This is a genomic window from Shimia gijangensis (genome assembly GCF_900142085.1).
Lineage (GTDB): Bacteria > Pseudomonadota > Alphaproteobacteria > Rhodobacterales > Rhodobacteraceae > Shimia > Shimia gijangensis.
The window spans coordinates 108,622-124,175 of record NZ_FQZQ01000004.1; the positions used below are offsets into that span (position 1 = coordinate 108,622).

16 protein-coding genes are annotated in these 15,554 nt (G+C 54.7%); 6 read left to right on the forward strand and 10 right to left on the reverse strand.

Annotated elements, in window-relative coordinates; translation table 11 throughout:
- The first annotated feature begins 5 nt into the window (after window positions 1-5).
- From BUC32_RS05010 to BUC32_RS05040, 6 genes are all read left to right on the forward strand, one after another.
- Window positions 6-1,364 carry a 1-acyl-sn-glycerol-3-phosphate acyltransferase gene (locus tag BUC32_RS05010; protein ID WP_073250137.1) on the forward strand — a complete coding sequence of 453 codons (1,359 nt, stop codon included), beginning with the start codon at window positions 6-8 and terminating at the stop codon, window positions 1,362-1,364.
- A 153-nt stretch (window positions 1,365-1,517) separates the two neighbouring features.
- Window positions 1,518-2,804 carry a crotonyl-CoA carboxylase/reductase gene (gene ccrA, locus BUC32_RS05015; protein WP_073250140.1) on the forward strand — a complete coding sequence of 429 codons (1,287 nt, stop codon included), beginning with the start codon at window positions 1,518-1,520 and terminating at the stop codon, window positions 2,802-2,804.
- Window positions 2,805-3,191: 387 nt separating this feature from the next.
- Window positions 3,192-3,911 (forward strand): helix-turn-helix transcriptional regulator, encoded by a 720-nt coding sequence (locus tag BUC32_RS05025; protein WP_073250146.1) that lies wholly within the window; start codon window positions 3,192-3,194, stop codon window positions 3,909-3,911.
- An 85-nt stretch (window positions 3,912-3,996) separates the two neighbouring features.
- On the forward strand, window positions 3,997-4,641 hold the full coding sequence (locus BUC32_RS05030; RefSeq protein ID WP_073250149.1) for an acyl-homoserine-lactone synthase: 645 nt from the start codon (window positions 3,997-3,999) through the stop codon (window positions 4,639-4,641).
- Between the two features lie 51 nt (window positions 4,642-4,692).
- Complete coding sequence (locus tag BUC32_RS05035; RefSeq protein ID WP_073250152.1) at window positions 4,693-6,216, forward strand: ATP-dependent DNA helicase; 1,524 nt, start codon at window positions 4,693-4,695, stop codon at window positions 6,214-6,216.
- Entirely contained in the window at window positions 6,213-6,947 is a 735-nt protein-coding gene (locus tag BUC32_RS05040) for an SDR family oxidoreductase (RefSeq protein ID WP_073250155.1), read from the forward strand. The genes BUC32_RS05035 and BUC32_RS05040 overlap by 4 nt, the downstream gene beginning before the upstream one ends.
- 57 nt (window positions 6,948-7,004) lie before the next feature.
- On the opposite strand, the gene BUC32_RS05045 is transcribed toward BUC32_RS05040, so the two are convergent.
- The 10 genes from BUC32_RS05045 to BUC32_RS05090 all read right to left on the reverse strand — a co-directional run bounded on the left by BUC32_RS05045 (window position 7,005) and on the right by BUC32_RS05090 (window position 15,553).
- Window positions 7,005-7,766, reverse strand: a complete 762-nt coding sequence (locus tag BUC32_RS05045) for a TIGR02186 family protein (protein ID WP_073250159.1) — start codon at window positions 7,764-7,766, stop codon at window positions 7,005-7,007.
- Window position 7,767: 1 nt separating this feature from the next.
- On the reverse strand, window positions 7,768-8,685 hold the full coding sequence (locus BUC32_RS05050) for a sulfite exporter TauE/SafE family protein (protein WP_073250503.1): 918 nt from the start codon (window positions 8,683-8,685) through the stop codon (window positions 7,768-7,770).
- Between the two features lie 83 nt (window positions 8,686-8,768).
- Window positions 8,769-9,737, reverse strand: a complete 969-nt coding sequence (locus BUC32_RS05055) for an ABC transporter permease (protein ID WP_073250162.1) — start codon at window positions 9,735-9,737, stop codon at window positions 8,769-8,771.
- Window positions 9,737-10,831: an ABC transporter permease gene (locus BUC32_RS05060; protein WP_073250165.1), complete on the reverse strand. Its 1,095-nt coding sequence runs from the start codon at window positions 10,829-10,831 to the stop codon at window positions 9,737-9,739. The genes BUC32_RS05055 and BUC32_RS05060 overlap by 1 nt, the downstream gene beginning before the upstream one ends.
- A 1-nt stretch (window position 10,832) precedes the next feature.
- Window positions 10,833-12,425, reverse strand: a complete 1,593-nt coding sequence (locus BUC32_RS05065; protein WP_073250167.1) for an ABC transporter ATP-binding protein — start codon at window positions 12,423-12,425, stop codon at window positions 10,833-10,835.
- Entirely contained in the window at window positions 12,422-12,778 is a 357-nt protein-coding gene (locus BUC32_RS05070; RefSeq protein WP_073250170.1) for a hypothetical protein, read from the reverse strand. The genes BUC32_RS05065 and BUC32_RS05070 overlap by 4 nt, the downstream gene beginning before the upstream one ends.
- Before the next feature lie 65 nt (window positions 12,779-12,843).
- On the reverse strand, window positions 12,844-13,848 hold the full coding sequence (locus tag BUC32_RS05075; RefSeq protein ID WP_073250172.1) for a BMP family lipoprotein: 1,005 nt from the start codon (window positions 13,846-13,848) through the stop codon (window positions 12,844-12,846).
- Window positions 13,849-14,008: 160 nt separating this feature from the next.
- Window positions 14,009-14,422 (reverse strand): GNAT family N-acetyltransferase, encoded by a 414-nt coding sequence (locus BUC32_RS05080; protein WP_073250175.1) that lies wholly within the window; start codon window positions 14,420-14,422, stop codon window positions 14,009-14,011.
- Window positions 14,419-15,000 (reverse strand): tRNA (adenosine(37)-N6)-threonylcarbamoyltransferase complex dimerization subunit type 1 TsaB, encoded by a 582-nt coding sequence (gene tsaB / locus BUC32_RS05085; RefSeq protein WP_073250178.1) that lies wholly within the window; start codon window positions 14,998-15,000, stop codon window positions 14,419-14,421. The genes BUC32_RS05080 and tsaB overlap by 4 nt, the downstream gene beginning before the upstream one ends.
- Window positions 14,990-15,553: a NifU family protein gene (locus tag BUC32_RS05090; RefSeq protein ID WP_073250504.1), complete on the reverse strand. Its 564-nt coding sequence runs from the start codon at window positions 15,551-15,553 to the stop codon at window positions 14,990-14,992. The genes tsaB and BUC32_RS05090 overlap by 11 nt, the downstream gene beginning before the upstream one ends.
- Window position 15,554 lies beyond the last annotated feature (1 nt).

Here is a 15,554-nt window from a genome sequence, read left to right on the forward strand (position 1 = left end):
CGGGGATGACATCGACAGTCGAACTTCCTATTTGGCTTTTTGTGCTGATTCTGCTGTTTGCCGCAGTCACAGCGGCCAGCCACTTATTGTTCCCGTCTGTGCGGTGGTTTTTTCGCCGCCGGATGGAACGGGCCGTTTCGCGATTGAATCAAAGGCTCGAGCGGCCCATTGAGCCATTCAAGCTCGCGCGGCGACACGATATGATCCAGCGTCTGATGTACCACCCTGACGTAACACAGGCGATTGTAGAGCACGCCCGCAAGCAGGGCATTCCTGAGAACGTCGCCTTTGAAGAGGCCAAACGCTACGCCCGCGAAATTGTACCGTCGTTCAGCGCTTCGGCCTATTTTGGGATCGCAATTCGATTGGCACGTTTCATAAGTCAGTCATTGTACCGGGTGCGTCTGGCCTATTTCGACGAAATCGGCCTGCAGAATATCCCTAAGGATTCAACAGTCGTGTTCGTGATGAACCACAGGTCCAACATGGACTATGTGCTGGTGACGTATCTGGCCGCCGAGCGTTCGGCCTTGGCCTATGCTGTGGGGGAATGGGCGCGGGTCTGGCCATTGTCGCGATTGATCAAGGCAATGGGCGCATACTTCATCCGTCGAACATCGCGTAATGCGCTCTATCGTAAGGTTTTGGCGCGGTATGTGCGGCTGGCCACAGACGGAGGTGTGACACAGGCAATGTTTCCCGAAGGCGGGTTGTCGCTGGATGGGGCCCCCCGCGAGCCAAAGCTGGGGTTGCTGAAGTATATCACCGACGGTTTTAACCCAGATGTGCGCGATGTGGTGTTTGTGCCGGTGGCGTTGAACTACGACCGTGTGTTGGAAGACCGTATCCTGCTAGAAGCTTTGGGGCGGGGCGGAAAAGGATTTCGCGCCAAGATCAGCGTGATCGCGGGGTTCTTTCTAAAGCACATCTGGTTGCGGATTCGCGGCCGCTACCACAAGTTTGGCTATGCGGCCGTCAGCTTTGGTCACCCGCTGTCTCTGGCAGAGTTCAACAAATCCACTCACATCGACATGACCGAAGACCTCGCACGTGAACTTAAGCATCGGATCGAAGACGTTGTTCCGGTGTTGCCTGTGCCCATGGTCGCGTCGATTATCGAAGATGCCGAGACCCCAATTTCACGCGCGGCTGTCGAAGCCCGATTTGCCGGTTGGGTGGTCAAATTGAACGATGCGCATATTCACCTGCCGCGTGATGATCTGAGTTACGCCACAGAAGTCGGGTTACGTATGCTGATTGAGCGGCGGATGATTATCAAAAAGAACGGCTGCTTCGCACCTAACCCCGAGCAGACCGAAGCCTTGGCATTTTACGCCAATTCCATCCGGCATCTGCTCAAGTAGATTTGCAGTTGCAGCAAGATTTTCTGCAACTGCTCGGTCATAAAGTTACAAAATACTCCGGTTTGCAGTTGCAATATTTCAAAGCCGTGGATATTTCAATTTCAGAAACCGCGATTCTGCATCGCGGCACAAGTTCAACATCAGGAGACAAAAATGGCTCTGGACACCGACAGCGGGATTGCCGCCTACGAAGCCCCCGAAAAGGATCTTTACGAGGTCGGCGAAATGCCCCCGATGGGCTATGTACCTAAGAAAATGTATTCTTGGGCGATCCGTCGTGATCGTCATGGTGAACCTGACAAATCTTTTCAGGTCGAAGTTGTCGATACCTGGCAGGTCGATAGCCACGAGGTGCTTGTTCTCGTGATGGCTGCGGGCGTGAACTATAATGGTGTCTGGGCCGGCCTGGGTCAGCCGATTTCACCGTTTGACGTTCACAAGCAAGACTACCACATCGCCGGTTCTGATGCTGCGGGCATCGTTTGGGCCGTGGGTGACAAAGTCAACAACTGGAAAGTGGGCGACGAGGTCGTGATCCACTGTAACCAGGATGACGGTGACGACGAAGAATGTAATGGGGGCGACCCGATGTTCTCGCCCACTCAGCGGATCTGGGGCTATGAAACTGGCGATGGGTCGTTTTCGCAGTTCACGCGCGTTCAGGCGCAGCAATTGATGCCACGTCCCAAGCACCTGACTTGGGAAGAGTCCGCCTGTTATACGCTGACATTGGCCACGGCTTATCGCATGTTGTTTGGTCACCACCCACATGAGCTGAAACCTGGCCAAAACGTTCTGGTCTGGGGGGCGTCAGGTGGTCTGGGCTCTTATGCGATCCAATTGGCCAACACTGCCGGCGCAAATGCAATCGGCGTGATTTCCGATGAAAGCAAGCGCCAGTTTGTTATGGATCAGGGCGCCAAGGGTGTCATCAATCGCAAAGATTTCAAATGCTGGGGCCAGCTTCCGATTGTGAACAGCCCCGAATACAATGAGTGGCTGAAAGAAGCGCGCAAGTTCGGCAAGGCAATCTGGGAAATCACCGGCAAAGGCGTCAGCGTCGACATGGTGTTTGAGCACCCCGGAGAAGCCACTTTCCCGGTTTCAACACTGGTTGTAAAAAAAGGTGGGATCGTTGTGATTTGCGCCGGTACTTCTGGGTTCAACACCACATTTGACGTGCGCTACATGTGGATGCACCAAAAGCGTCTGCAGGGCTCGCACTTTGCCAACCTCAAGCAAGCTGCCTCTGCCAACCGCCTGATGGTTGACCGCCGCTTGGATCCCTGCATGTCAGAAGTCTTTGAGTGGGATGAGATTCCTGCGGCACATATGAAGATGCTGAAGAACGAACACAAGCCGGGCAATATGGCCGTGTTGGTGCAAGCTCCGAAAACCGGTTTGCGCACTTTGGAAGACGTACTGGAAGCCGGGAAGTAGCCGATCCAATGCGTTAATATTGCCAAAAGGGTTAATGCCCGAATCACCCGCGATTCCCTTGCCGGACTCGCGGGTGATTTGCGTTTGAGGTGGGGTCTTTATTGCAAAACAACAACTTGCAAATTCAGGCCTCGCTATTTTGGGGGAGTGCAAAGCGGTGAATTTATGAGCGGACTATCCTCGTGGTATCCTTATGTTAACTTTTCGTTAACCACTCAGCCCGAGAATAAAAGATGAAGCACGAATGGATACTTGACGTTCTCGCAGATTTGGAAGCCTTCGCTCAGGCGAATGATCTGAACGCACTCGCCGAACAGCTGGATGAAACCCGGTTATTCGCGGCCTCTGAGATTGTTTTGGCATCCGATATGGCAGGGTTGGTGGTAAATGGGGATGATGCATCGCCGAGAACTCATTCTCGAAGCACTCGGGCAAGCACTCGGGCTTGAAGATTTGCAAGAGTCTATCGTCGCCCTGAGAAAACATTTTCGCGTCGATCACCTTGTCTATCACTGGGTTAACTCTGCTGGTGATCAATATGGCTGTGGGACCTATCCGAGTGATTGGGTTCAGCGATATCTGGATCAGGATTATCTGCGGGTCGATCCGGTCATTGTCGGCTGTTACCAACGATTTCACCCTGTCGACTGGAAGCGGCTCGATTGGTCTTCCAAACCGGCCCGCAGCTTTCAGGCAGATGCAATTGCACATGGAATTGGAAACCAGGGATTTTCGGTGCCGATCCGTGGACCCAACGGACAGTTCGCTCTGTTCACGGCCAGTCATCATTGCGGCGACATGGAGTGGGAACGGTTTACTGAGTCGAATCGGCGCGACCTGATCCTGATCGCGCATGAGTTCAATCAAAAAGCTCTGGAACTTGAACCGGGTCGAAAACCGGAAAAATCGCGAAATCTGTCGCCTCGCGAAATTGACGCCCTGACTCTGATCGCGATGGGGTACAGTCGCGCGCAAGTGGCCGAGGCACTTACAATTTCCGAGCACACGCTGAGGGTCTATATTGAATCAGCCCGCTCAAAACTGGGCGCTCTCAATACCACTCATGCGGTGGCTCGCGCGCTTAGCCGTGGTTTGATCATTGTCTGAATTGGTTAATTTTTTGGCGCGCGTTAGGACGTCGTTAACCCTGTCCCGTTAGCTCTTTTCTATATCGAAAGGGAGGGATGTAACGATGATCCGCTATGTTTATGCTAACGATCTTAATGATTTTCCCAGACTGAAACGCACGATGTTTCAGGACCGCGCGGACCAGTTCAAAGCCCGCCTTGGCTGGGAAGTCGACATTGATGACAAGGGGGAAGAACTCGACGAATATGACGGGCTCAACCCGTTGTACGTGATCTGGGAGAAACCTGATGGAACGCACGGAGGGTCGATGCGACTATTGCCGACAACTGGTCCTTGTATGGTTAATGACCACTTCCTAAATCTGACGGACGGGGTACGCATTTCAAGCCCTCTGATCTGGGAGTGCACACGTTTTTGTTTGTCCCGAACTGCCGAACCGCGCACCGCTGCCGCACTGATGCTGGCGGGAGGGGAGGTCATGAGCGGATTTGGTGTGGAACACTATGTGGGCGTGTTTGACGCGCGCATGGTGCGCATCTATCGCATGATTGGCTCATCTCCTGAGGTGCTGGGTGCCATGGGAACTGGTCGTGATCAGATTAGCGTTGGTCTGTGGAGTTTCACTGAACAGGCGCGTCTGTCCGTGGCCGAAAAGGCTGGCATACCGCCTGAAACGTCGCGACGTTGGTTTAACCTGGCCTTTGGTGACTTGGTGACCACCGATCAACCGGCGCAGCGTATCGCCTGATTTTCACTTTGAGAACTGGCGCTTGTTTCGGGGCGACTGTAGGGTCGCCTCATGGACAACGCGCTAACTCTTTCCCACGATCAGGCCGAAGCATTTGACAGCATTTCTGAGATGCTGCGAAGCGCAGGTGTCGACCTTGAAGACAGCCTGTTAACGCCGCCGCGCGATGGGAAATCTTCGGTTGCAGCGGTGATCGGCAAGGCTGGGTCAGGCAAGACACTGCTGCTGGCCGAACTGGTGAAAGAGTTGGAGGCGGCCGGGGTTGATATCGTCTCGGGCGACTATGAAGGCAAGCGACGCAAAGACCGGCGCACGTTGGCTATTCTTGCGCCAACGAACAAGGCGGCAAGTGTTCTGAGAATGCGCGGCGTCCCCGCAACGACGATTCATCGAATAATCTATACGCCAGTCTATGACCCAGAGTATGAACGCATCGCAGAATGGTTGCAGGGCAACGGCGAACGTCCTGAGATTGAAGGTCTGACCATTGAGGCTTTGGATCGTGCTATGGCCTTTTACCAAACCCACAAATCGATTCCGGGTGCGCTGGCATCCGCCGGACTTCGCGGATCAGACTTTATCACTGGTTGGAAACGCCGGGATGAACCTCTGGACATTGGTCTCGTCGATGAAGCGTCGATGCTGGACGAGAAGCAGTTCGAAGACCTCAAAGAAATCTTTCCAACACTGTTGTTGTTTGGCGATCCGGCACAGCTGGCTCCGGTGAACCAGTCTGGGTCAATGGTTTTTGAACGTCTGCCTGCGCCGGCCAAATTTGAACTTCAACGCATTCACCGACAGGACGCCGACAATCCAATCCTGGATCTGGCACATGCGCTGGCAGACCCGGCGCTTGAGTTCCACGACTTTGAGACACTGATCGAAGAAACAGCCCGCAAAGATGAGCGTGTGGTTTGGGGACAAAGGGTTGAAGTTGATCTGATGGCACGCTCACCGGTTCTGGTGTGGCGTAATGCGACCCGCATACGACTGATCAACGCGTTTCGATCTGTGCATGGCGCGCCTGAAGATATGCTGCTTGAGGGGGAGCCGTTGATCTGTGATGGGCTGGAATTGCCCTCAAAGCATCGCAAGAAACGGCTTGATCTTGAGGCGCGCGGGCTGATCAAGGGCGCTCAGGTAATTTATCTGGGGCCGGGTCGAAAACCCGGATTTTCCCGTTTGCACGTGATTGGTGCAGAAGATCCACAAGTGTCGGCCGCGTCCATCGTGAAGATCGAGATACCCGACGAGGAAGAGCCGTTTATCCCGTTCGCTGCGCGTATGGGGGCTACGTTCCTGCATGGATCAGCCGTTACGATACACAAGGCGCAAGGCTCGCAATGGGAGAATGTTCAGGTTTTCGCACCGGATCTATACGTAGCAGCCAAAATGGGCCGCGTGGAAGCCGGACAGCCACTGTGGAAGCGGTTGGCCTATGTTGCGATCACCCGAGCTCAGGAGCGTCTGATATGGGTGGTTAGAAACCGGCTATCGCGCCCAACGGGGCCGCTCCGCGTAGATGACTTGCGTGTGGCGCCTGCACCGCTGAAGCTTGAAGAGGAAACAACATGAAATCGGTCCTGATCACCGGCGCTAGCTCGGGCATTGGCGAGGCAACAGCGCGGGAATTTCTGGCGGCCGGCTGGCGGGTTGGTTTGGTGGCGCGACGGGCTGAAAAGCTACACAAACTGGCTGAAAGCCATGAAAATGCGGTCGTACTTGCCGGTGACGTGACGGATGCGGCACGTATGGAAGAGGTCTTTTCCGAGTTTGTGGGCCAAGCTGGCCGATTAGATGTGTTGTTCAATAATGCCGGGTTGTTTGGGGTGGCTGGCCCAATTGACGAGATTGCACTTGAGGATTTTGAACATGTGATGAACGTCAATATCAGGGGCATGTTCATCTGCGCGCGTCTCGCGTTTGGGCATATGCGCAAACAGTCGCCGCAAGGTGGGCGGATCATCAATAACGGGTCATTATCTGCGCATAATCCACGCCCTGGATCAGTTTCTTACACGACAAGCAAACATGCGATTACCGGGCTGACCCGAACCCTTTCACTGGACGGTCGTCCTTTTGATATTGCGTGCGGTCAGATTGATATCGGAAATGCCCGCACCGAAATGGTTGAAGATCTGAACGCCCGCATATTGGCAGCTGATCCCAGCGCCGAACTTATGCCAACGATGAATGTAAAAAATGCGGCAGAGTCCGTTGTGCATATGGCGAGTATGCCGCCGTCCGCAAATGTCCAGTTCATGACTGTGATGGCCACCAAGATGCCATACATTGGGCGTGGGTAGCAGAGCTTTCGAGACGCTCTGCCTTACCATTTCGCAAATTGCATCTCGCCCTGTTGCTTAGCCCTGGCGCAGCATCCGGAAGGCCGCTGATGCACCCCAGCCTGCCGCAATGGCAATCGCCAAAGACAAAAGGCCGTAATACAGCGGTTGTTCACGTGACAGGTTAAACAGCCAGCGTTCCAGGCCCACTTTGCGCACGTCGATCGTGGTTTCAAACTGGGAGACCACCTCGCCGCCGCGTGTCAGGAAAATACGCGTCACGTAGTCCCCTTCGGTCAGGTTCGCGGGCATCGTGATGGACGTGCGAAACAGAGTTTGCTGATCCACAATCACCGAGTTTTCACGAAGCTGATACGATCCGTTGGCTTCTCGGATGCGCATGACCGCATCCGGAAAACGCTGTGCGTCCTGAACGTCCATTGGGGCGCCGACAGATCGGATCATCCGAGGAATGGACACTTTGTACCGCAAATCTTCGACGTGGTTCATGACTTCGTCAAAAGGTTTGCTTGTCGCGACCGCATAAAAACTGGGTGCCGCGTCCACTTCCACATTTTCCGTGTTGATCCAGATGCCGAATTTTTTTTCCTTATAGCGCACGCTGACCGGGTGAGATGGGCCGGCAACCGCAATCACAACCTCCAAAGGCGGGTCATCTTGAATGGCGCTCTCGCGTTTGACCGCGCCAAACAGCAGAATTTCAGAGCCGTCAAAATTGGCGGTGATCGCGACCCGATCCTGGCTCATGCCCAGGACAACTTCTTCAGCGGCCAAGGGTAACGACAGGAGCGAAAAGAGGGTGATTAAACGGATGAACATATCAGTGCCCCCCGCTCGCGCCCAAAGAATACAGCTCAGATGGCATCACCAGCAAATCAAAGGCCAGCTTTCCACACACCGTCAACACCATCATGGCCAGAAGAATGCGCAGTTGTTCTGCCTTTAGTTTGGTGCCGATACGGGTGCCGATCTGGGCGCCGACGACACCACCGATCAACAACAAAACTGCCAGGGCCATGTCCACAGTATAGTTGGTGGTGGCGTGTAGAAGGGTCGTGAAGGCGGTGACAAAAATGATCTGAAACAGCGAGGTTCCGACGACGACTTTGGTTGGCATGCCCAAGAGGTAAATCATCGCGGGCACCATGATGAACCCACCACCAACGCCCATGATTGCCGCTAACACACCAACACAAAGGCCAACGATAAGGGGCGGAATCACTGAGATATAGAGGCCAGACACACGAAAACGCATTTTGAAGGGCAGGCCGTGAATCCAGTTATGTTTCTTGCGCTTAACCGGGCCTGAGTTCTTGCGCGATTTGCGGATCGCATTCAGGCTTTCGATGAACATCAATCCACCGATAATGCCAAGAAATACAACGTAGCAAAGTTTGACCAGCAGATCGACCTGACCCATCGACTTGAGGTAGTTGAATAACATCACCCCAAGTGCAGCCCCAACAAGCCCGCCGATCAGCAGAACCACGCCCATTTTAAGATCAACAGACCTTCGCCTGAAATGCGCAAGGACGCCTGAGAAACTGGAGGCAACGATTTGGTTGGCTTCGGTCGCCACAGCAACAGCCGGGGGGATACCGATAAAAAACAAAAGCGGTGTCATCAAAAACCCGCCGCCGACACCAAACATGCCCGACAGAATCCCGACGATACCGCCCAACCCTAACAACAGGAACGCGTTTACTGAGACTTCGGCTATCGGTAAGTATATCTGCATAACCACTGTTAGCGTGTCGCAGTGCAGCATGGCAACCTGCCCAAGCGGCTTGGACAGGTTAAAAACCAAATTTTGGACTTAGATTAGCGTTCTTTTACGTAAGGCTCGCCACCTGCCCGAGGTGGAATTGCCTTACCGACGAAGCCTGCCAGAATCACGACGGTTAAAATGTAGGGCAATGCGCCTAGCAATTGGACCTGCACTTTGACGCCAATGACCTGTTGAATCAGGTCTGGTCGCAGTTCGAGAGCCTGGAATAATCCAAACAGCAATGTCGCCCACAGCGCGTACCACGGCCGCCATTTGGCAAAGATCAGAGCCGCCAATGCGATGTACCCGCGCCCAGCCGTCATGTCTTTGACAAAGCCCGCTTGCAGGGCGGTCGCCAGATAGGCCCCCGCAAGGCCACAGAGTACGCCACAGATCATCACGGCCGAATAGCGCAGGGCCACAACCGAAACACCGGCTGTATCCACCGAGGCTGGGTTTTCTCCAACGGCACGTAATCTCAGACCGAATCGTGTGCGGAACAAGATCCACCACGTCAGAGGAACCAACGCAAAGGCAATATAGACAAGGATCGGATGGCCAGAGATCAATTCGTAATATAGCGGGCCGATAAACGGCACCTCGCGAAGTGTCTCGGCAAAGGGCAGAGTGATCGGTTCGAACCGCGCCGCCCCTTCCAATTGCGGTGTGCGCCCACCTTGTTTGAACCAATCCTGCGCGATCAGAACCGTCATGCCGCCTGCAAGCATGGTGATCGCCAATCCCGAAATCAACTGGTTGCCTCGGAAGGTGATCGACGCAAGACCGTGGATGCCCGAAAGAACCAAGGACACGCCAATTCCGGCAAGAAGGCCAAGCCAGACCGATCCGGTGCTATAGGCAAACGCGGCCGAAAAGAACGCTGCTGCCAGCATTTTACCTTCAAGACCGATGTCAAAAATGCCTGCGCGTTCCGAATAGAGTCCTGCCAGACAGGCCAGCAACAAGGGAGTGGCCAGACGAACCGTGGTGTCCAGCAATTGCAGAAGGGTCAGAAAATCCATCAGGCGTCTCCCTTGCGAAATGCGAGGAATATCTTTTCAAGCGGCATGCGGACCATGTTGTCCAAAGCGCCCGTAAACAAAATCACCAAAGCCTGAATAACCACAATCAGTTCGCGTGGGATATTGGTCCAAAGGGCCAGTTCCGCACCACCCTGATAAAGAAACCCAAACAGGATCGCGGCAAGAAACACGCCAAACGGATGGCTGCGACCCATCAGGGCGACCGCGATGCCGATAAACCCGGCGCCTTCGGTCGAGTTCAAAACCAATCGTTCGCTTTCGCCCATTGTGGTGTTGATCGACATCATGCCCGCAAGTGCACCCGAGATCACCATAGAAATAACTGTGATTTTCACGGGCGAGATGCCGGCATATTTTGCGGCGGTTTCGGAGTGCCCGAAGGCGCGAATTTCGTAGCCAAGTTTGGTGCGCCAGATCAAGAACCAGACCAGCACACAGGCCGCAACAGCTATGAAGAACGTTACGTTGGCGGGCGCACCGCGAAACATAATTGTCTCAGCGGTTGAGAACATATCGCGGAACGACGGCAGATGTGTCGCCTCGGGGAAGGTGGCTGTGGCGGGATCCATCGAACGTGGCGGGCGCAGAACGTTAACAAGGAAATAGTTCAGCAAGGCCGCTGCGATAAAATTGAACATGATCGTGGTGATAACAATGTGGCTGCCGCGCTTGGCCTGAAGATAGGCCGGAATTACGGCCCAAAGTGCGCCAAACATGGCGGCCCCAAGGCTGGCCCCGATCAGCGCCAATGACCAATGCGGCCATGGAATGAAAAGGCAAACATAAGCCACACCCAAACCACCCAGCATCGCCTGGCCTTCACCGCCGATATTGAACATACGGGCATGAAATGCGACCGCGACAGCAAGGCCGGTAAACATAAAGTTAGTGGCGTAATAAAGCGTATAACCCCAGCCCGCCGAGCGCATCAGCGCGCCCTGAACCATAAGGTTAAAGGCGTCAACCGGGCTTTCGCCAATCGCAAGGATCACCAAGGCTGACAGCATTGCTGCAAGGATCAGTGAGATAAGAGGGATCAGGACAATGTCAGCCCAATGTGGCATCTTTTCCATTTTATGCTCCCCCCAACTCTTGGTCCTGCAAAGCGAATTGCTGGTCCACAACTTTGTAATCTGCGGCCGCCGGTTCTTGGGTGACACCTGCCATCAGAAGGCCCAATTCTTTCTCATCTGTTTGGTCCGGCATGCGTTCGCCCATGATGTGCCCATCAAACATGACCGCAATACGGTCGCTGAGGGATAGGATTTCTTCCAACTCAACGCTGACCAGCAAGATCGCCTTGCCTTGATCGCGCAGGCTGATGATCTGTTGGTGAATGAACTCGATCGCGCCAATGTCGACACCCCGGGTGGGTTGACCAATCAGCAACAGATCCGGGTTGCGTTCAATTTCACGGGCCAGGACAATTTTCTGCTGGTTTCCGCCAGAAAAGTTTTTGGCAGCCAGTTTGGGGTGAGGTGGGCGTACGTCAAACCGCTCCATTTTGGCCTGTGCTTCGGCCTGTATGCCGACATTATCCATCAGGATGCCCTTTTGATAAGTCGGATCGAGGTGATACCCGAAAATGGTGTTTTCCCACGCGGTGTATTCCATAATCAGGCCTTCGCGTTGGCGGTCCTCGGGGACATGGGCAATGCCACGGGCGCGCCGTGATTGGCCATCGCTGTACTTGCCAGTGAGATCAAGCTCTTCACCGTTGATGCGAATGTTGCCTTTGCCATCTGCAAACCCGCCCAACACCTCGAGCAGTTCAGACTGTCCATTTCCGGCCACGCCAGCAATGCCGAGGATTTCCCCGGCGCGCACAGTAAGGTCGATACCTTTCACGCGCAGAACACCTTTGTCATCGATCACGCGAAGCCCTTCAACTTCCAGAACCACATCGCCCGGTGAGGCGGACTTTTTGTCGACTCGCAGCAGAACTTTGCGACCCACCATCAACTCCGCCAGGTGTTCAGGGCTGGTTTCAGATGTTTTTACGGTCGCCGTCATTTCGCCACGACGCATCACGCTTACCGTGTCGGTGATCTCCATGATCTCACGCAGCTTGTGGGTGATAAGGACAATCGTTTTACCTTCTTCACGCAGGCGATCCAGAATTCGAAACAGTTGATCGGCTTCGGCAGGCGTGAGGACACCCGTCGGCTCGTCCAAAATCAGAATGTCAGCCTGACGGTAAAGCGCCTTGAGGATTTCTACACGTTGTTGATGTCCGACGCTTAGGTTTTCGATCAGCGCATCGGGATCGACATTCAATTCGTATTCTTCTGCCAGATGCGACAAAGTTCTGCGCGCCTTAGCCAAGGATGGGCGCAGCAGGCGACCTTCTTCGGCGCCAAGAATGATGTTTTCCAGAACGGTAAAGTTTTCGACCAGTTTAAAGTGTTGGAACACCATACCGATGCCCGCCGCGATGGCAGCCTGGCTATCCGGAATTTGGGTTTTGTCGCCTTTGATGAATATCTCGCCTTTGTCGGCTTTGTAGAAGCCATAAAGGATCGACATCAGTGTCGACTTTCCCGCACCATTTTCGCCAATAATGCCGTGAATTGTTCCTGGCTGCACGGAGATCGAGATATCTTTGTTGGCCTGAACGGGGCCGAAGGCTTTGGAGATGCCTTTGAGTTCAATTGCAGGGGCGGTCATTCAGGCTCTCCCAGACCGACAAATCCGACCATGCGACAAAGGTGGGATTGGTCGTCAGTTTCAATGAAATATTGGCCAAGCTGCGTTCTCCCGTCCGCAAGACGGAATTCAACGGTGGCGCGAAAGCTGTTTTGTGTTTCTGAGAGGCCTGCCAGTCGTGCTGTCGCACCGGGTGCCATTTGCGTGTACATCCCGACATATTCGACAAGCTCGTCAACACTGGGGATGATCCCGGAGGTGCGAGGATCGGCGTAAGACACTTTATCGGACAGGCTGGCGCGCAAGACCGTCTCGCGGATATCCGGATTGGATTCGCCCCAGGCCGCAAAAAAACTCTCAATCGCGTGTGACATCGTATTCCTTTTGCAAAAAGGGCCGCACCGCGGTGGTCCGGCCCTTTGCTTGTTCTCTTGCTGGCTTAGAAGTCGTACGCAGGACAGCTGTCGTTGGTATAGTAAGCCACAACTTCAAGATCACCGCTAATGATCTTAGCGCGCGCGTCTTCCACGGCGGCTTTCATATCGTCCGAGATCAACGGCGCGTTGTGCTCGTCCAGAGCCCAGCCAACACCTTCTTCGGCAAGGCCAAGCGTTGTGAAACCACCGGTTTCCATCTCAGCACCGGCCATCATGGAGTTATAAACAGCCACGTCCACGCGCTTTGTCATCGAGGTCAGAACCTTGCCCGAATGCAGGTGGTTCTGGTTGCTGTCTACGCCGATTGACAGGATGCCTTCGTCGGCAGCGGTTTGCAGAACACCCACGCCCGTGCCGCCAGCCGCTGCATAGACAATGTCTGCGCCTTGGCTGATCTGAGCTTTGGTCAACTCAGAGCCCTTAACTGGGTCGTTCCATGCTGCAGGGGTGGTGCCGGTCATGTTGGCGACAATCTTGATGTCTGGGTTCACGGCCTTAGCACCTTGGGCATATCCGCAGCCAAAGTGACGGATCAGCGGGATGTCCATACCGCCGATAAAGCCGACAGTACCGGTTTTGGAGGACATCGCTGCCAGCATGCCAACCAGATACGAGCCCTGGTGCTCTTGGAAGCCGATCAGTTGCACGTTCGCAGGCACTTCGGGCATCCAGCCATCAATGTTGACAAATTTGGTATCAGGATAGTCACCAGCCACAGATTCAACCGGGGTTGCAAAGGCAAAACCAGTAGTGATCACCGGATTGGCACCAGCCTCGGCAAAGCGACGCAAGGCTTGCTCGCGCTGGGCTTCGGATTGCAGTTCGATTTCCAGAAATTTGCCGCCGGTTTCATCTGCCCAACGTTGCGCGCCACGAAAGGCTGCCTCGTTAAAAGATTTGTCGAACTTGCCGCCAAGGTCGAAAATCAGGGCCGGTTCAGCAAGCGAAGCACCAGCGGTCAAGGCCGCGGCAGCAGCTGCACCGAGGAATTTTTTCATCAGGGTCATGTATCTCTCCCAAGTGTTATTCGGGCCATTTTTAGTTTTGTTCCGGCCCGTTGGACTCATTGATCCAGTCAGATCATCTGCGATTAAGGCCGCAGAGACCCGCAAGGGTCAAGGGAGTATTGACGATTTGGTCAGGATTCCAAGGATTCCTATGCTGACGTCAGGGAAGTGACCGTGTCAGGATGAGCGCATCGACGAAAATGCCGCCTGAGCGAGCGTAATATCTCTTGCGCAAGGCCGTCTGTGCCCAGCCTTCCGACTCATAAAGAGCAATTGCCCGCGTGTTGTCAGCAGCGACTTCCAAAAAAACCGTGGTCGCGCCACGTGCGGCTGCGTGGGTTTGAAAAGCCAACAGACTTTGCCGACCAAATCCGGTGCGTTGTTGAGGTGGGTGTGTTGCGATGGTCAACAATTCGGCTTCATCCGCAATCACGCGACCAATGGCAAAGCCATTTTCCCCCCCGACGACAAAGCAGAAAGGCGAGGCCAGTAACTCGGTAAACTCCTGTGCCGACCAACCCCGGCTATCGGCAAAGGCAGATTGATAGAGTGCTGCGAGATCTTCGGGTGTCATGGCAAAATAGTCGGGGCCGGATCGCGAGGTGGAGCCGCATCTGCGGCTTTGATGTACAGCGGGGCAGGCCGGTCAGAGGTATCCATTCGGTCTTGGGCCACACGCGCGATATTCGCGACCAGCTGGGGCGCGGCGGGTGGGGTCAGAACGGTCACCTCAGGTGTCAAAGGCGCGACTTCCAACCTTGGGGTGCCGCCGGGTTCACAAGCATAGACCTGATCGCGCGGGGCGGGCACGGTAGAAACATGAGAACCTGCCTGACCAAAAGAAGTGGCGTCAAAAGTCGACACGCCAATGGCAGGGATCTCCAAAGCGAGCGCCAGCCCTCGCGCCGCAGATACAGAAATGCGAATGCCCGTAAAATTGCCGGGCCCGACGCCCACCGCGATCGCATCAAGGTCGCCCCAGAGGTGGCCAGCATCAGACAAGGTTTTTTCCAGTAACGGCATCAAATGCTCGGCCTGTCCCCGGCCCATATCCAGAGCATGGGAAGCCAGTATCTGATCGCCGCATAGCAAAGCGGCCGCACAATGCGCGGCCGATGTGTCAAATCCCAGAACCAAAGGTTCAGACGGCAACGGGGCGCACCTCGGTCACTTCGGGAATGTAGTGGCGCAGAAGGTTCTCGATGCCCATTTTTAAGGTCAACGTTGATGACGGGCAGCCCGCGCAGGCGCCCTGCATGTGCAGATAGACAACGCCGCGATCAAATCCGTGGAACGTAATGTCGCCGCCATCCTGCGCAACGGCCGGGCGCACCCGTGTGTCGAGCAATTCTTTGATTTGTCCAACAATTTCACCGTCCGGTCCGTCGTGCTCTGCGTGGCCCGAAGGCGCGGCGGCCTCGCCAGCCATCACTGGCTGACCCGATTGGAAATGCTCCATAATGGCGCCCAGAATGGCGGGTTTCACATGGTCCCATTCGATATCATCCGCTTTGGTGACTGTGACAAAATCATTGCCAAAGAATACACCGCTCACACCTTTGACCGCAAAAATGCGCGCCGCCAGAGGAGAGGCGTCTGAGCCTGTCGCGGTCGGGAAGTCTGCAGTGCCCATTTCCAAAACGGTCTGCCCGGGCAGAAATTTCAGCGTTGCTGGGTTCGGAGTCGATTCAGTTTGGATGAACATT